This window comes from Streptomyces sp. NPDC006430 (assembly GCF_040612395.1).
Lineage (GTDB): Bacteria > Actinomycetota > Actinomycetes > Streptomycetales > Streptomycetaceae > Streptomyces.
This window is the reverse complement of the sequence record NZ_JBEXQA010000003.1, coordinates 454,383-469,841: the sequence shown is the minus strand read 5'-3', so window position 1 is coordinate 469,841 and position 15,459 is coordinate 454,383. Positions and strand designations below refer to the sequence as shown.

Below are 15,459 nucleotides of genomic sequence, written 5' to 3'. Positions count from 1 at the left end.
TCTGTTTCCCGAGTCCGCGCGATGATGTCCCGCTCACTCCTTATCTGTTCGCAACGAGAGGCTCCTTGTGTCGCTCAGCCCGTCCCGTACGTTCCCTCCGGAGATCGCCGAATCGGAGGCCCTCGTCGCGCTCGTCGAGCGCGGCCGCGAGCAGGGTCACATCAACGGTGACGACGTGCGCCAGGCCTTCGAGGCCGGCCGCATCCCGGTGGACCAGTGGAAGCGGGTCCTGCGCAGCCTGAACCAGGTCCTGGACGAGGAGGGCGTCGCGCTGCACGTCAGCGCCGCGCCCGCCACGAAGGCTGCCGCCAAGAAGCCCCGCAAGGCAGCCGCTGCGCCTGCCCGCACCGTGACCAAGAAGGCGGCTGCTGCGCCGCGCCCCATCGGCGCGCGCAAGGCCTCGGTCGCCGCCACGACCCCGGCCACTGCGGCGGCGATATCCGCTTCGCCGACCGCGGCCACCGATGACGAGGCGGCCGGTTCCGCCGCCGAGCCGAAGAAGCGGACGGTCAAGAAGACCGCCGCGAAGAAGACGGCCACCAAGAAGACGGTCGCGGCCAAGAAGACCAGCGCCAAGGACGCCGACGAGGGCGAGAACCCTGCCGCCGAGGGCGAGGACTGGGCCGCCGAGGACCTCGTCGACGACGTCGAGGAGGAGGCCCCGAAGGCCGGCGGTGCCCAGGGCTTCGTCCTGTCCGACGACGACGAGGACGACGCCCCGGCGCAGACGGTCATGGTGGCCGGCGCCACCGCCGACCCCGTCAAGGACTACCTCAAGCTGATCGGCAAGGTGCCGCTCCTCAACGCCGAGCAGGAGGTCGAGCTCGCCAAGCGCATCGAGGCGGGTCTCTTCTCCGAGTACAAGCTCGAAGAGGAGGAGGACCACAAGCCCGCCTTCAAGCGCGAGCTGGAGATCCTGGTCGAGGACGGCCGCCGCGCCAAGAACCACCTGCTGGAGGCCAACCTCCGTCTCGTGGTCTCGCTGGCCAAGCGCTACACCGGCCGCGGCATGCTCTTCCTGGACCTGATCCAGGAAGGCAACGTCGGTCTGATCCGCGCCGTGGAGAAGTTCGACTACACCAAGGGCTTCAAGTTCTCCACGTACGCGACCTGGTGGATTCGGCAGGCGATCACGCGTGCCATGGCCGACCAGTCGCGCACCATCCGCATCCCCGTGCACATGGTCGAGATCATCAACAAGCTCGCCCGCGTGCAGCGCCAGATGCTCCAGGACCTGGGCCGCGAGCCCACTCCGGAGGAGCTGGGCAAGGAACTCGACATGACCCCGGAGAAGGTCATCGAGGTCCAGAAGTACGGGCGCGAGCCGATCTCCCTGCACACCCCCCTGGGTGAAGAGGGCGACAGCGAGTTCGGTGACCTCATCGAGGACTCCGAGGCGGTCGTTCCGGCCGATGCCGTCTCCTTCACCTTCCTCCAGGAGCAGCTGCAGTCGATCCTGGGCACGCTCTCCGAGCGCGAGGCGGGCGTCGTCTCCATGCGGTACGGCCTCAACGACGGCCAGCCGAAGACGCTGGACGAGATCGGCCGGGTGTACGGGGTCACCCGTGAGCGCATCCGTCAGATCGAGTCCAAGACCATGTCGAAGCTGCGCCATCCGTCGCGTTCGCAGGTGCTGCGCGACTACCTCGACTAAGTCACCCCGGGCCCGTCGCAGGACGGACCCCTCGGCTGTGAACGCAAGGGTGCCCCCCGGCTTCGCCGGGGGGCACCCTTGCGTTCAGGCGTGTTCGAGCAGGTGCTTCAGCTTCTCCTCGTTGCGGGGCATCTCCTTGCGGGCGAACGGCTTGACCACGAGGGGGGCGATCACCCTGCCGATGCCGTGGCCTCATTCCAAGCTACCTTGCAGGTCAGGCGGCTGCGCGACGCTTGTGCGCGGACATCACGGCGTACACGAGGACGCCTGCGAAGAGGAACAGGACGCCCTGGTAGACGGCCGCGTAGCCGGACCCCGCGACCAGCCACATCGAGAAGGCGAAGGCCAGGCCGGCGAGGGCGGCGTCGCGGACCAGGCGCCCGCGGTGGACCCGCTCGGGCTGCCCGCACAGCAGGAAGAAGAGCTGCGCGGCGGTGGAGAGCAGGTACGGGACGGTCGCCGTGAAGGTGGTGATCAGGACGAGGATCTCGAAGACGCCCTCCGAGCCGGCCCCCTCCTGGGGCGCGACCGTGTTGTAGATCGTCAGACCGGAGGCGAGTGCGACCGTGACGACCACCCCGACCACCGGGACCCCCCGCCTCTTCGTCTCGAAGGCCCGGGGGAAGAGCCCGTCACGGGCGGCGGCGTACGGGGTCTGCGCGCTGAGCAGCGTCCAGCCGTTGAGGGCGCCGACCATCGAGATCACCGCCGCGCACGCGACGAGGGTGCCGCCCCACGTGCCGCCGAACATGGCGTTGACGGCGTCGGTGAAGGGGGCCTCGGAGGAGACCAGCTCCTCGTGGGCGACCAGGCCGAAGACGGAGAGGGTGCCCAGCAGGTAGACGAAGGCCGCGCCGACGGTGCCCAGGACCGTGGCCCGGCCGACGTTGCGGGCCGGGTCGCGGACCTCCCCCGCGCTGACGGCGGCCGACTCCACCCCGAGGTAGCTGAAGAGCAGGATGGCCGCGGCGGCGGAGACCGCGCCGACCGGGCTCTGGTCGGTGGCTCGGAACGGGCCGAGGTTCGCGGGGTCGAAGAAGAACAACCCGCCCACGGCCACCAGCAGCAGCGGAGCGAACTTCAGGACGGTGGAGACCAGTTGGACGGCGCCCACGTACCGGGTGCCCGCCAGGTTGGCGAGCGCCGGGAGCCACTGCACGGCGAGGGCGGCCAGGCACATCGCCGCCTTGTGCTGCGCGATGACGGGGAAGAGCACGCCGAGGTACCCGACCGCCGCCACCGCGAGGGCCGCGTTCGAGACCCAGGTGGTGATCCAGTAGCTCCAGGCCGCGAGGAAGCCGGCGAAGTCGCCGAAGGCTGCGCGGGCGTAGACGTACGGGCCACCGGTCTGCGGGAGCCGTTCGGCGAGCCGACCGAAGACCAGGGCGAGGGCGATCGCGCCGGCGGTGAGCACACCGAAGGCCACCAGGCTGATCGTGCCGAAGGGCGCCACCGAGGCGGGCAGCAGGAAGATCCCGCCGCCGATGATGTTGCCCATGACCAAGCAGGTGGCGATCGGGAGGCCGAAGCGCCGGGCGTGCGGGCCCGCCGCTTCCTCGGCCGGGGTCGGGGTGGGGGCAGGGGCGTGCAGGGTGCTGCTCACGGGTGGTGCGCCTCGGGTATTTCATATGCTGGACAGGTCGCCATATGGTCGGGCACGGGGAAACCCGCACCAAATCAGCGGTTTTCATCCTGTACGGGCACCCCTGCGGACGGAAAGAATCCGCTCGAACCGGCCTCCGACCGGGAATCCTCCACCGCGCGGGAGTCCTCCGCCACACGGCCCGGACGCACCAGCGGCACCTGCGGACCGTCCGCCTCCCGCAACCATCGGAGCAGCACCGCGTGCACCGCCGCAGCACCCACCAGCTCGGGGTCCGGATCCGACAGGTGCGTCGGCCACATCAGGAACGCGTGCCCCTGCTCCCCGCCCAGTCCGCCGTGCGAGCCGATCTGCTCCTCGAAGGCGTGCACCGTCCCGGTCCGGGGATCGAACGCCGAGTTCACCATGACGTCGGCCACGTGCGGGAAGGCATCGGTCCGGCGGACCGCCTCCGCCGCGCCCGGCCCGAACGGCGCCAGCAGTTCCTCCGCCGCACCGGGCTCGTCCAGCCGGGCCACCGCCCCGCCCGGCCCCAGCACCTGCCCGTCCACCAGCAGGAACCCGATGCCCGGATGGTTGGCCAGGGTCGCCAGCAACGCGGGGTGCACCCGCTCGATCAGCTCCCGCGGAGCCCGGCCCGGCACGTCCGGGAAAGAGATCAGTCCGAGGTTGCCCGAGGCCAGTACCACCGGCTCCGGACCTCGTACGGGGTGGGCCTCCTCCTCGCCCTCCTCCACCGGCCGGTGGAGGGCCGCGAGCACCGCGGCGCGGGCCTCGGCGCCGCTGGGAGTACGTCCGGCCCGGCGGGAGACCGGCAACCCGCAACCCGCCCGGACCAGGTCCTCCAGGGTCAGCCCGTACTGGCCGAGGAAGGTCTCCCCCGGGCTCTGTCCGTGGTCCGACAGCAGCACGATCCGGTACTCCCTGGGCGCGTGCTCGGCGACGCGGGCGATCAGCGCGAGGCTCCGGTCGAGTCTGGCCAACACCTGATCGGTGTCCCGGCCCTGCGGCCCCGAATGGTGCGCGACCTCGTCGTACGCGACCAGGTCCGCGTAGATCGCGGCGCGCCCCGCGAGCATGTCGCCGATCACCGACGCCACCACGACGTCCCGTTCGACCACCGTTGCGAAGGCCCGGATCAGCGGGTAGAGCCCGCCCCTCGGCACCCTCGGCCCGTCCCCGCGGATGCGCGCCCGCAGTGACTGGCCGACCTCCCGGACGACCTCGGCGACGAAGGACACTGCGGTACGAACGGCATTGGCCGGGTCGGAGAAGTACGCGAAGTAGCCCGCGCGGGAACGGTTCGCCGGGCTCCGCCGCGCCGACACCGAGAGGACCAGCGCCAGCTGGTCGGCGCCGCCGCTGAACAGGTTGCCGCGGCTCGCCCCGTCGTGGCTGAGCAGCCCGCCGTTCCCGGTGCGCGCGACGGCGCGCCGCTGGAGCTCGGCGGCGCTGGTGGGCCGGTTGCAGACCACCACCTCGCCGGTGTCCTTCTCGTACCAGCGGAAGGCGGGCACGTCGAAGTTGGAGCCGTACAGGATGCCGAGCTGGCTGGCACCGGTCTGGCTGGACCAGTCGGTACGCCAGGGCGTGATCCGGTGGGTGCGGTCCAGCCAGCCGGCCACCGTGGGCATCAGGGCGCTGCCCGCGGCCCGGCGCAGCACCTCGTACCCGACCCCGTCGAGCTGGAGGAAGAGGAAGCCCGGAGCGGTCTCGCCCGCGCCGGACGCCCCGTGTCCGCGCTGGCGCCGGCGTCGCCGGTCGGCCAGCCGGTGGAGCCGGCGCCGGTAGGCCTCGTCGTCGCGCACGGCCAGCGCGGTCGAGGTCGCCGACGCGACGGCGGACATCACCGCGGCCACCACGACGGCGGTCTGCGGGGCCACTTCGCCGTACCCGGACGGGATCAGGCTGAGCGCGAGCAGCAGCAGGGAGCCGTTGAGGAAGAACACCAGCAGGCCGAGCACCAGCGCCGGCACCAGCAGCAGGGCGCGGACCAGCAGGGGCCACACCAGAGCGCTCAGCAGGCCGAAGGCCCCGGCGCCCCAGGCCGCGGTCAGCCCGATCTGCGTGATGCTGTCGCCGTCGTTGGACTGCAGCCGGAAGTCGGGCAAGATGCCGGCCAACACGAGCATCGTGAGGGTGGACACCGCCCAGACCAGGATCACCCGCACCAGGGCGCTGCCCGTGGCCCGCCACCGTACTCGCCGCACGCCGTACCGCCTCGTGTGTCCCGAGCCCACCGCCGGGCGGGGTGCCCCAGCGGCGGCCGGGGGAAGTGCCCCCGGGCCCGCGCGCCCCGCGCGCCGTCCCCGCCGCGCCTTCCAGCGTCGCACAACCGGGCAGGCGCGGCCGGGTGACACGGGCGGCGCACGGAGGTACGCACGGACGTACGCGCCCACGCGCGGAACCGGCGAGTTCGGTTCGGGGCGCGGCAGGTTCGGGCTACGAGCCGTCGTAGCCCGCGGTCGGCATGGACAGCCGGCGGTGCACTTCGGCCTTCATGGCGGGGGTGTACCGCGGCTCGTCCAGCCCGGCGGTCTCCAGCCGTACGCCGCGCCGCTCGCACTCGGCGGTGAATTCCTCGACGGACCGCAGCGCGCGGGCCAGCACCCGGTGGTTGGGGGCGACGAACAGGTCCACCTGTCCGGCTTCGACGTCGCACCAGAGCCCGCAGTGGTCGGCGCGGAGCCCGTAGAAGAGCAGCTCCTTCGTCACGACGTAGCCGCGGTCGGCGGCCCAGCGGGCGCACATCGCGTGCTGGCTCCGGGTGTCCACGGCAAAGGGGTCGGCGTCCAGATCTTCGAGCGGGGCCAGGCTGGCGATCGCGGCCACGCGCAGCTCATCCATGCCGCCCGACCCTACTCCGATCCGCGGCCCGGGAGGAGGGGGGGTGCTTGCTCCGGTTCCGGGCACTTCGGCGGGGCAGGCTCTAGGCTCAAGGGGTCCGGGGACGTGACGGGGACGGTGAGGCCGGGTGTCGGTGGAGATCACCTGGTGGGGACATGCCACATGCACGGTCGAGGATTCCGGAGTGCGGCTGCTGACCGACCCGCTGTTCGTCCGGCGGCTCGCGCACCTGCGGCGGCGGCGCGGGGCGCTGCCCCCGCCGCAAGCGGCCGAGGCCGACATCGTGCTGGTGTCGCACTTGCATGCGGACCATCTGCACCTGGCGTCGCTGTCCCGGCTGGCGCCCGGGACCCGGCTGCTGGTGCCGCGCGGGGCGCGCCGGGCCGTGCCGGGGCTCGCGCGGGTCGCCGCGGTGCGCGGGCTGGCGGTCACGGAGGTGACCCCGGGCGAGGAGGTAGCCGTACGGGCCGGGGTGCGGGTCCGTGTGGTGCGGGCGCGGCACGACGGGCGGCGGCTGCCGGTGGGGCCGCACCTGACGCAGGCGCTCGGGTACGTGGTCCAGGGCGCGGCGCGGACGTACTTCGCCGGGGACACCGGGCTGTTCGACGAGATGGCCGAGGAGGTCGGGCCGGTGGACGTGGCCCTGCTGCCGGTCGGCGGCTGGGGCCCGTTCTTGGGACCGGGGCACCTGGACTCGGGCCGGGCGGCCCGGGCGCTGGCCGCGCTGGCACCGGCCGCTGCGGTGCCGGTGCACTACGGGACGTACTGGCCGATCGGGCTGGACGCGGTGCGGCCGCACGAGTTCCACGCGCCGGGCGAGGAGTTCCTACGGCGTGCGGGACTGCTGGCGCCGAAGGTGACGGTCCGGGTCCCCGACCACGGCGAACGGGTGCGGCTGCCGTGACGTGGCACGAGCTGGCGGCGGCGGTCGGTCAGGTACCGCCGGAGGCGACCCGGCAGGCGGTCGGCTATCCGGCGCTCTTCGTGCTGGTGGCGTTGGGCGCACTGGTGCCGGTCATCCCGACGGGGGCCCTGGTCAGTTCCGCGGCGGTGGTGGCGTTCCACCAGGAGCCGCTGCCCTTCGGGGTGCTGCTGGTGTGCGCGGTGTCGGCGGTGGCCGCCTTCGCCGGGGACATCGCCCTGTACTGGCTGGGGCAGCGCGGGGTCGGTTCCCGCAACGGCTCGCGATGGCTGGAGGCGCTGCGCGGCCGGGTCACGCCGGAGCGCCTGGCGCACGCGCAGACGCAGTTCGACGAACACGGGGTCCTGGTCCTGGTGCTGTCCCGGCTGGTTCCGGCGGGCCGCATCCCGGTGATGGTGGCCTGCCTGCTGGCGCGGCTCCCGCTGCCCCGGTTCGCCCGTGGCGACGCCCCGGCCTGCCTCGCCTGGGCGGCGACGTACAGCCTGATCGGCATTTTGGGCGGCTCCCTGTTCCCGGAGCCCTGGAAGGGCGTGGCCCTGGCGGTGGGCCTGGCCCTCCTGATCAGCGCGGCCCCGGCCCTCTGGCGCCGCGTGCGCCCGCCCGCGCCGCGCTGACCTCCGGCGGCCGGTCCGCGCCGGCGGGCGGGGTCACAGCAGCGGGGGCACGGCGGCGGGCGGGTCACAGGGAGCGGGAGCCACCGATCGGGAGGTCCCACAGGTCGGCGCGGGCCAGGCCGGCGCGGGTCCAGGCCGCCCGGACCCGGTGCAGGGGTTCCATCACGGGCTCCGCGGACAGGACGAAGGTGCCCCAGTGCATGGGGGCCATCCGCCGGGCGCCGACGTCGAGGCAGGCCTGCACCGCCTCCTCCGGGTCGGCGTGCACGTCGCTGAGCCACCACCTGGGCGCGTAGGCCCCGATCGGCAACAGGGCGAGGTCGATCCCAGGATGGCGGCGCCCGATCTCGCCGAACCAGTGTCCGTACCCGGTGTCCCCCGCGAAGTAGACCTTCCTGGGCGTCTCGGTCCGTGTGGCGGTGAGCACCCAGCCGCCCCACAAGGTGCGGCAGGTGTCGATCAGCGAGCGCTTCGACCAGTGGTGGGCCGGGACGAAGTCGAAGCGCACGTCGCCCATTTCGGCCGACTCCCACCAGTCGAGCTCCGTGACCCGGGTGAAGCCCCGCCGCCGGCACCAGCGGGCGAGGCCGGCCGGGACGAAGAGCGGGGTGTTCCGGGGCAGCCGTTTGAGGGTGGGGGCGTCGAGGTGGTCGTAGTGGTTGTGGCTGATCACCACGGCGTCCACCCGGGGCAGCTCCTCCCAGCGCACCCCCACCGGGGTCATCCGGGCCGGCGTGCCGAGGATGCGCCGCGACCAGACGGGGTCGGTGAGCACGGTCAGCCCGCCGACCCGCAGGACCCAACTGGCGTGGCCCGCCCAGGTGACGCAGACCGTGCCGGGGACCGCGGCAGGCAGTGGGCCGGGGGCGTACGGCAGGTCGGGGATGCCGCGGAGCCCGTCCGGGCCGGGCCGGAAGGCGCCCTCGCGGGCAAGCCGGGCGAAGGCGCGCACACCGGGCAGCGGGGTGGTGAGCCGGTCGGCGAAGGAGCGTGGCCAGGTGCGGAGTTCGCCGAGCGGACGGGGCGCGGAGGCGGGAGGAGCGGGGGCAGGAGGAGCGGGGACGGAAGGAGCGGGGGCGGAGAGGGCCGGGGGCTCGGGGAGGGGCGGGTCCGTGGGCGGTGCGGGCCGGAGTGCTGGACGCGCGGCGGTGTCGGGTCGCGCCGCTGCCGCGGGGTCGGCCGTGGGGGCGTCCGTCTGATTGCTCATCAAGAAGTCTCCGTTCACCGCACATCGGGCTCGTCGCGTCGGTTGGCGAAAGTTCCGGTCAGGAGGTCAGTCCGGCCAGGACCGATCCGAGGAGGTCCAGGGAGCGCCGCACGTGCGGCAGTCCGAGGGGGTCGCGCGCGGTGAGCGCGGCGAGCCGCTCCTGCGGGGTGGCGCCGAGCAGCGGACCGGTCGACAGGCGGACCCGCAGCGCGCCCAGTTCGTCCGCGAACCGCTGCCCGCCGGGGGTGGGCGCACCGAGCCGGCCGCCCAGGTAGTCCTCCAGTTCCATGGCGTCGCGGACCCCCTGCCGGGCCAGCCCGGCACGCAGCGGGGTGAGGTCCGCGTACAGGTGACGCCCGGCCTGCGGGGGCCGGGCGAGGGCGCCGACGGCCAGCAGTTCCCGGTGTGCCGCGGCGGCCACCGCGCCGTGCAGGGCGGCTGCGGCGTAGGCGCGTGCGGCGACGGCGGCGGGCTCGTCGAGCGCGTGGGCGGCGGCCTCGGCGACGGGCCCCGCGACCATCGCGCCGGTCGCGGTGAGGATGTCCAGGGTGCGGGCCCGCAGCCAGGTGCCGCGCGGTGTGCCGGGGAAGCGGAGCACGGCGGCGGGCCAGCCGGCGGGCAGCAGGGCGCCGGACAGGTCGAGGAGTACGGCGGCCTGTTTCGGGAGCATCTCGGCCGGGCTCAGGACGAGGGTCTCGTGCGGCCGGTGCACGGTGTCGCGCCAGCTCTCGTCGCTGACGACGAACAACCCGGCGTCCTCGGCGGCCTCGCAGGCCTCGCGCAGCATCTCGGGCGGGGGCACGGTCGCAGTGGGGTCGTCGGCGACCGACAGCAGCAGGACGCGCGGATCACCGCCCTCGGCGCGCACCCGTCGCACGGTCTCCAGCAGGGCGTACGGGTCCGGGATGCCGCCGCACTCGGCCGGGGTGGGCACGTGGTACGCCCGCCGTCCCAGCAGTCGAACCTGTGGTGTCCACCAGGCGGGACAAGGCCGGGGCAACATCACATCGCCCCCGTACGCGCCGAGCAGTGCGAGCAGCAGCGTGGGCGCCCCGGGTCCGGCGGCCACGTTCTCCGGCTCGGTGGGGAGTCCGCGCCGTCCCCAGTGGCGGCAGGCGGCCTCGCGTACCGGCTCTCCGCCGCCCGGGGGTTCGGGCGCGGAGCGTTCGGCGGCTGCGGCGATCACCGCGGTGAGTTCCGGCAGCACGGGCAGGCCGGGCTGGGGCGCGAGCGGTCCGTACCGGACCGGACCCCGGTCCTCCGCCGTGCGCTGCATCCCCGCCACCTCACCCTGCCTTACCCGTTCCGTGCACTCCGCCGATCAAGCCCTTTATACGGTTATTCGCAGGGGTACGCCTCTTATCGCCCCCTCGGTGCCGGGGCGGTGCTCAGCCCTGCCGACCCACCAGGGCCAGCAGGCGCGTCTGGGCGTCCGCGCCCGCGGGCACGTCCAGCGGCGGGGCGAACATCCCGCTGGCCGCGAGCGCGTCGGCGTGCGGCGTGACCGCCTTGAGGGAGAACTCGACCAGGTCCTCCGGGAGGCGGTCGACGGCTCCGATGGCCCGGGAGAGGTCCCAGGTGTGCAGGATGCAGTCGACGGTCAGCTCCGAGCAGTACGCCGACCCGCGCACGGGCCCGTACGAGAGCGTGACCGTGCGGTCCAGCGCCCCGGGCGCGACGAAGGCGGCGTGCGCGGCGGTCGCCGCCCGGTCCCAGGCGGCGTACGGGTCGTCGCCGAGCACATCGCCGGAGAAGACGTCCCCGATCTCCTCGACGGTGCGGCCGTCGGTGACCATGGGCGGGATCCACAGCTGCTCACCGGTGACGTGGTTGACCAGATCGCGCACGGTCCACTCCGTACACGGGGTGGGGGCGTCCCACTGGTCGTCCGCGACGGCGTGCACCCGCTCGCCGAAGAGCCGCAGGGCCTCGGCATGCCGTTCGAGCAGTGTGTCCGGCATGGGTCCTCACCGTCCTCTGCCAGTGGATGACTCAGGGATTCCCTGGGGGGATTCCTCAGGGGGACTCCGCTTGGGCCCACTGTCCTCGTACCCGGGTTTCCCCGCCACTCACTCACCACCCCTCCCTTTGCCCTACAAGACTTGTGTCCATATACCGAAACGCCTATCTCGAATCGCGAGCACATCCTCTACGGTGATCACAACGCTTCCACAACGACGAGGAGTCGGGCCATGAGCGGCAGGGAAACGGCTGTTTACACGCACGGGCACCACGAGTCCGTGCTGCGCTCGCACCGCTGGCGCACCGCCGCGAACTCGGCGGCGTACCTGATCGGCGAGCTGCGGCCGGGGATGTCGGTACTGGACGTGGGCTGCGGCCCGGGCACCATCACGGCGGACCTCGCGGACCTGGTCGCGCCGGGCGGCCGAGTGACGGCGGTCGACGCGGCGCAGGACGTCGTGCAGCAGGCCGCGCAGTACGCGCGGGAACGCGGCCTGGACGGGGCGATCACTTTCGGCACGGCGGACGTCCACGCGCTGGACTTCCCGGACGACTCCTTCGACGTGGTCCACGCCCACCAGGTGCTGCAACACGTCGGGGACCCGGTGCAGGCGCTGCGCGAGATGCGGCGGGTGTGCCGGCCGGGCGGGATCGTGGCCGCCCGGGACGCCGACTACGCGGCCATGGCCTGGTACCCGGCGGAGCCGGGCCTGGAGGGGTGGCTGGAGCTGTACCGCCGGGTGGCCCGTGCCAACGGCGGTGAACCGGATGCCGGGCGCCGCCTGCTGTCCTGGGCGACGGCGGCGGGCTTCACGGAGGTGACGTCGTCGGCGACGGCCTGGTGCTACGCCACGGAGGAGGAGGTCGCGTGGTGGTCCACGTTGTGGGCGGACCGCACGACGGCCTCGTCCTACGCGTCGATCGCGACGGGCGGCGGTCATGCGACCCCGATGGAACTGGCCGCCGTCGCCGAGTCCTGGCACCGCTGGGCTGCGGCCCCGGACGCCTGGTTCTCCGTCCTGAACGGCGAAATCCTGGCGCGGGCCTGATCCCCACCCCGAGCCCCCGCGAAGGCCCGGACGGTGGTCTAGACGGGGGTCTAGACGGGAGGACGCATGCGGAAGTTGTACGAGGGGGGCACCGGGCGGTCCGTCAGGCGGGACCAGACCTCCGAGAGGATCTCGTCCCCCTCCCGCAGGTCGGGCAGCTCGAAGCCCTCCTCGAACACCCGGCGGGCCGCTCCGACATGACCCTCCGCCGCCAGCAGATCGGCGGCGAGCAACCGGAACCGCCCCTCCTCGCGCAGCGCGGGCCGCAGCCGGTCCCACACCGCCCGGGCCGCCGGCAGCTGTCCGGCCGTCAGCAGGGCCGTCATCGCCTCCCGCCCCAGCGCGGATTCCGCAGCCGTCCACGGCTCGCCGCCACGGCTCTCCCCGACCAGGTCGTCGAAGGCCTCCGCGTACCGCTGGGCCGCCCGCGCCGGATCGCCGGCCAGCGCGTCCGCCACCGCCAGGCACCGCAGCAGCGGCCACCGCGAGGGCGCCAGACCCAGGCCGCGCTCCCAGCTGCGTACCGCCTGCGCCACATCGCCCGCGTGCCACTGGGCCACGCCCAGGTGGTACTCGGTCAGCGGATCCGCGGGGGCCGTCTCCAGCATGTCCCGCCAGTGGGGGGCGACCAGGCTGGGCCCCGGCGGCACCACCCGCCGCGGGGTGGGGAAGACCCCGGTGCGCCACAGCTCCAACCAGGGCTCCTGGGCCTCTCCGAGCCCCGAGGCCTCGAACGGGGTGCCGGGCAGTTCGTGGCCGCCGCACAGCACCTCCAGCGCGCCCCACCCCGAGCCGGTGGCCAGCCGCTCCACCGGTTCGGTGTCGGCGCAGCCGCGCCACGCTTCGTACGCCTCCTGGACCCTCTCCCCGGGGAGGCGGGCCGACAGGGCCGCCTCCGCGCAGGACCGGGCCGCCGCCCAGTCGGACCCGTGCACCGACGCGGGGTCCGCCGTCAGCGGCCCGTACGCCTCCAGCCAACTGAACTCCGCCCCGCCCTCCAGCCGTACGTGCTCCAGCTGGGTCCGGGCCAGCCCGGCCTGGATCTCGGCGTAACCGCCGGTCCCCGGCTCCGTCAGCCACTCCTGCCAGCGCCGGCCGCCCTCGCCCGCACCCCACACGAACAGCTTGCGGCCGCGCAGCCGGGCCGTGGAGGTCTGGACGAGTCCGCTCCCCTCGGCGTCCAGCGAGGCGATCCAGGGGCGGACTCCGTCCGGGACCTCGTAGAAGAAGTCGGCCGGGTACGTGCTGCGCAGCGGGTACGTACGGTCCTCGCCCTCCCACTGCGGTACGGGGATCCGCCGCAGCGCGCGCTCGTAGCCGAAGTGCCAGGCTTCGTCGGCGGGGGCGAGCACCCGGGTGCCCGGGTCCTCCGGGACGGCGATGTTGGACCACCAGTAGACGGGCACGGGCCGCTCGTGCGGGTTGCGCACGCGGACGCCCACGTACAGGAACTCCGCGTCGTCGGGCAGCCACAGGTCCACCTGGAACGGCAGGTCGCGCAGCCGCTCCCACTCCCACAGCCGCACCATCACGCCCCCGTCCGGCCCCGGGACGAGCCCGGCGTGCAGCGGGGCACAGGACAGGGTGGTGTGGCCGGTGGCGCCGATGTTCCACTCGATGCCGCCCGAGTACCAGGCGCCGTTGAGGGCGAAGTTGGCGGGCTGGAACACCGGGTTGCGGTAGAGCAGTTCTCGGCCGGTGGGCACGTGCACGAGCGAGTGGACCCGGCCGCCGAGTCCGGGCAGCACGGTGACCCGCAGGTGGGCGTTCTCGATGACGACGGCCTCGAACTCGCTCTCCCGCCGGTGCCGTCGGTAGCCGTCGCGCAGCCGTACGGGCAGGATCGAGCGCAGCGGTTCGTACCCGATCTGCCGGGCCATGTCGCGCGGCAGTCCGTTGCGCGAGCGCTCGTCCAGTGCGTGCGCGTCGGCGGGTGCGCGCAGCACGGGCAGCGGGTTCTCGGGCCCCAAGGGGGCTGCGGGCAAGGTCAGTACGGCGCGGCGGACGGTGGTGGCCATGCAGGAAATGGAACACGCCACGGCGGCCGGTGCACAGGGGTTCCGCGGATCATCACCGGTCAGGATTGCGCAAAGCCCTGGCCGGAGCCCTACGCGAAGGCACCCACCACAAGGTCGGCCAGCAGCGCTCCGGCCCGCGCGTCGGGGTCCAGGTCCGGGTCGTAGATCGTGACGTTGAGGCCCACGCACCTCGGGGATCCGATCAACACGCCGAGCAGTTCGGCCAGTTCGGCGGGGAGCAGTCCGCCGGGGTCGGGGCTGTCCACGGCGGGCATCACGCTCGGGTCCAGTACGTCGGCATCCAGGTGCACCCAGAATCCGGCGGTGTCCGGCGGGTGCAGCCCGTCCAGTGCGGCGCGCGCCACCGGGGCGGCGCCGCGCGCGCGGATCTCCCCGACGGTGGCCGCGGAGATCCCCGCCGCCCGCAGTTCCGCGAGGTCCGCGTCGCCGTCGCGCAGCCCGAAGAGCCGCACGTCCTCGCCCCGGAGGTAGGGCCCGAGTCCCTCCAGGTCCGCGAGGTCGGCCTGACCGCGCCCGGTGGCGAGCGCGAGCTCTTCCCCGCCGGCCGCCCCGACGGGCCCGTTCACCGCTTCGTTGCCGGGGTGGCGGAAGTCGGCCGAACCGTCGATCGCGGCCAACCCGTACCGCCCGAGGCGGCGCATGGCGAGGGAGGCGCCGAGTTGGATCGAGCAGTCCCCGCCGAGGACGACGGGGAACTCCCCGGACCGCAGGTGCTTCTCGATCCGGTCGGCGAGCCTGACGGTGTACGCGGCGAGGGGGCCGGCGTGGAACACTCCCTCGCCTTCCTTCCACGCGCCGCGGTCGTAGCGCGGGGGGACCACGACGCCGCCCTCGCGGGCACCGAGGCGGCTCAGCAGGCCCTGGTCGCGCAGGGCGCCCGCCAGTTTGTAGACACCGGGTACGGTGCCGGGCGCGGGCGGGCGCAGGCCCAGGTTGGACGGCGCGTCGAGGAGCACGAGGCTTCGCATGCCCTCATCCTGCGCGACCGGCGGCCCCGGGACCAGACATCTCGGCGGTGATCGCCCAGCGTTCGTGGTCGCGCCAGGCCCCGTCGACGAAGAGGAAGTCCGGGGAGAACCCCTCCCGTCGGAACCCCGCTCCGCGGACCAGGGCGAGGGACGCCGTGTTGCCCGGCTGGATGTTGGCCTCCAGCCGGTGCAGCCCCAGGCCCGACCCGCCCTCGGGGGCGAAGGCGTACGCCACGACCAGCCCCAGCGCCTCCCGGAACAGGCCCCGCCCGGCGGCGTGCGCGAAGGCGCCGTAGCCGAGCGCCCCGCACCTGAAGGCTCCGCGGACGATGTTGTTGATGTTGACGAAGCCCGCGATGGCCCCGGTCCCGCGCTCGCAGACCAGGAAGCCCGCCCGGCCCTCGCCCCCGATCAGCCGCGTCGCGTACGCCTCGTACTCCTCGATCGTCGCCGGGGGCGAGAGCCACGGGTGGTGGAGGTTCCGGCTCTCGTGCACCCGGGCGGTGAACTCGGGGCCGTCGGCGAGCCGGAAGGGCCGCAGCCCGACGTGCGTCCCCTCACTGAGGTAGCTGGAAAACGACATCCGCCCAGGCT

At 73.7% G+C, this 15,459-nt stretch carries 13 protein-coding genes; 4 read left to right on the top strand and 9 right to left on the bottom strand.

Going from position 1 to position 15,459, the window contains the following annotated elements; all coding sequences use genetic code 11:
- Window positions 1-67: 67 nt before the first annotated feature.
- The gene (locus ABZZ20_RS07975; RefSeq protein WP_356867934.1) at window positions 68-1,654 is read left to right on the top strand and encodes an RNA polymerase sigma factor; all 1,587 of its coding nucleotides are present in this window, start codon (window positions 68-70) and stop codon (window positions 1,652-1,654) included.
- A gap of 214 nt (window positions 1,655-1,868) precedes the next feature.
- On the opposite strand, the gene ABZZ20_RS07970 is transcribed toward ABZZ20_RS07975, so the two are convergent.
- The 3 genes from ABZZ20_RS07970 to ABZZ20_RS07960 form a co-directional block, all read right to left on the bottom strand.
- Entirely contained in the window at window positions 1,869-3,245 is a 1,377-nt protein-coding gene (locus tag ABZZ20_RS07970; protein WP_356868003.1) for an amino acid permease, read from the bottom strand.
- Window positions 3,246-3,331: 86 nt separating this feature from the next.
- On the bottom strand, window positions 3,332-5,467 hold the full coding sequence (locus tag ABZZ20_RS07965) for a phage holin family protein (RefSeq protein ID WP_356867932.1): 2,136 nt from the start codon (window positions 5,465-5,467) through the stop codon (window positions 3,332-3,334).
- A gap of 232 nt (window positions 5,468-5,699) precedes the next feature.
- A complete protein-coding gene (locus tag ABZZ20_RS07960) occupies window positions 5,700-6,104 on the bottom strand; it encodes a hypothetical protein (protein ID WP_356867930.1) in 405 nt (134 codons plus the stop codon).
- A 127-nt stretch (window positions 6,105-6,231) separates the two neighbouring features.
- Here ABZZ20_RS07960 and ABZZ20_RS07955 point away from each other — a divergent pair, with 127 nt between their 5' ends.
- The gene (locus ABZZ20_RS07955) at window positions 6,232-7,008 is read left to right on the top strand and encodes an MBL fold metallo-hydrolase (RefSeq protein WP_356867928.1); all 777 of its coding nucleotides are present in this window, start codon (window positions 6,232-6,234) and stop codon (window positions 7,006-7,008) included.
- On the top strand, window positions 7,005-7,640 hold the full coding sequence (locus tag ABZZ20_RS07950) for a VTT domain-containing protein (RefSeq protein WP_356867926.1): 636 nt from the start codon (window positions 7,005-7,007) through the stop codon (window positions 7,638-7,640). The genes ABZZ20_RS07955 and ABZZ20_RS07950 overlap by 4 nt, the downstream gene beginning before the upstream one ends.
- A 64-nt stretch (window positions 7,641-7,704) precedes the next feature.
- On the opposite strand, the gene ABZZ20_RS07945 is transcribed toward ABZZ20_RS07950, so the two are convergent.
- From ABZZ20_RS07945 to ABZZ20_RS07935, 3 genes are all read right to left on the bottom strand, one after another.
- The gene (locus tag ABZZ20_RS07945) at window positions 7,705-8,847 is read right to left on the bottom strand and encodes an MBL fold metallo-hydrolase (protein WP_356867924.1); all 1,143 of its coding nucleotides are present in this window, start codon (window positions 8,845-8,847) and stop codon (window positions 7,705-7,707) included.
- Window positions 8,848-8,905: 58 nt separating this feature from the next.
- Window positions 8,906-10,123, bottom strand: coding sequence for an aminotransferase class I/II-fold pyridoxal phosphate-dependent enzyme (locus ABZZ20_RS07940; protein ID WP_356867922.1), 1,218 nt, complete (start codon window positions 10,121-10,123; stop codon window positions 8,906-8,908).
- Between the two features lie 112 nt (window positions 10,124-10,235).
- Window positions 10,236-10,808, bottom strand: coding sequence for a TIGR03086 family metal-binding protein (locus tag ABZZ20_RS07935; RefSeq protein WP_356867920.1), 573 nt, complete (start codon window positions 10,806-10,808; stop codon window positions 10,236-10,238).
- A 231-nt stretch (window positions 10,809-11,039) separates the two neighbouring features.
- On the opposite strand from ABZZ20_RS07935, the gene ABZZ20_RS07930 reads away from it, so the two are divergent.
- Window positions 11,040-11,858: a methyltransferase domain-containing protein gene (locus tag ABZZ20_RS07930; RefSeq protein ID WP_356867918.1), complete on the top strand. Its 819-nt coding sequence runs from the start codon at window positions 11,040-11,042 to the stop codon at window positions 11,856-11,858.
- A gap of 50 nt (window positions 11,859-11,908) precedes the next feature.
- On the opposite strand, the gene ABZZ20_RS07925 is transcribed toward ABZZ20_RS07930, so the two are convergent.
- The 3 genes from ABZZ20_RS07925 to ABZZ20_RS07915 all read right to left on the bottom strand — a co-directional run bounded on the left by ABZZ20_RS07925 (window position 11,909) and on the right by ABZZ20_RS07915 (window position 15,448).
- Window positions 11,909-13,876 (bottom strand): DUF5107 domain-containing protein, encoded by a 1,968-nt coding sequence (locus tag ABZZ20_RS07925; RefSeq protein WP_356867916.1) that lies wholly within the window; start codon window positions 13,874-13,876, stop codon window positions 11,909-11,911.
- Between the two features lie 89 nt (window positions 13,877-13,965).
- Window positions 13,966-14,865, bottom strand: coding sequence for an arginase family protein (locus ABZZ20_RS07920; RefSeq protein ID WP_356867914.1), 900 nt, complete (start codon window positions 14,863-14,865; stop codon window positions 13,966-13,968).
- 4 nt (window positions 14,866-14,869) lie between these two features.
- Complete coding sequence (locus tag ABZZ20_RS07915; protein ID WP_356867912.1) at window positions 14,870-15,448, bottom strand: GNAT family protein; 579 nt, start codon at window positions 15,446-15,448, stop codon at window positions 14,870-14,872.
- Window positions 15,449-15,459: the final 11 nt, after the last annotated feature.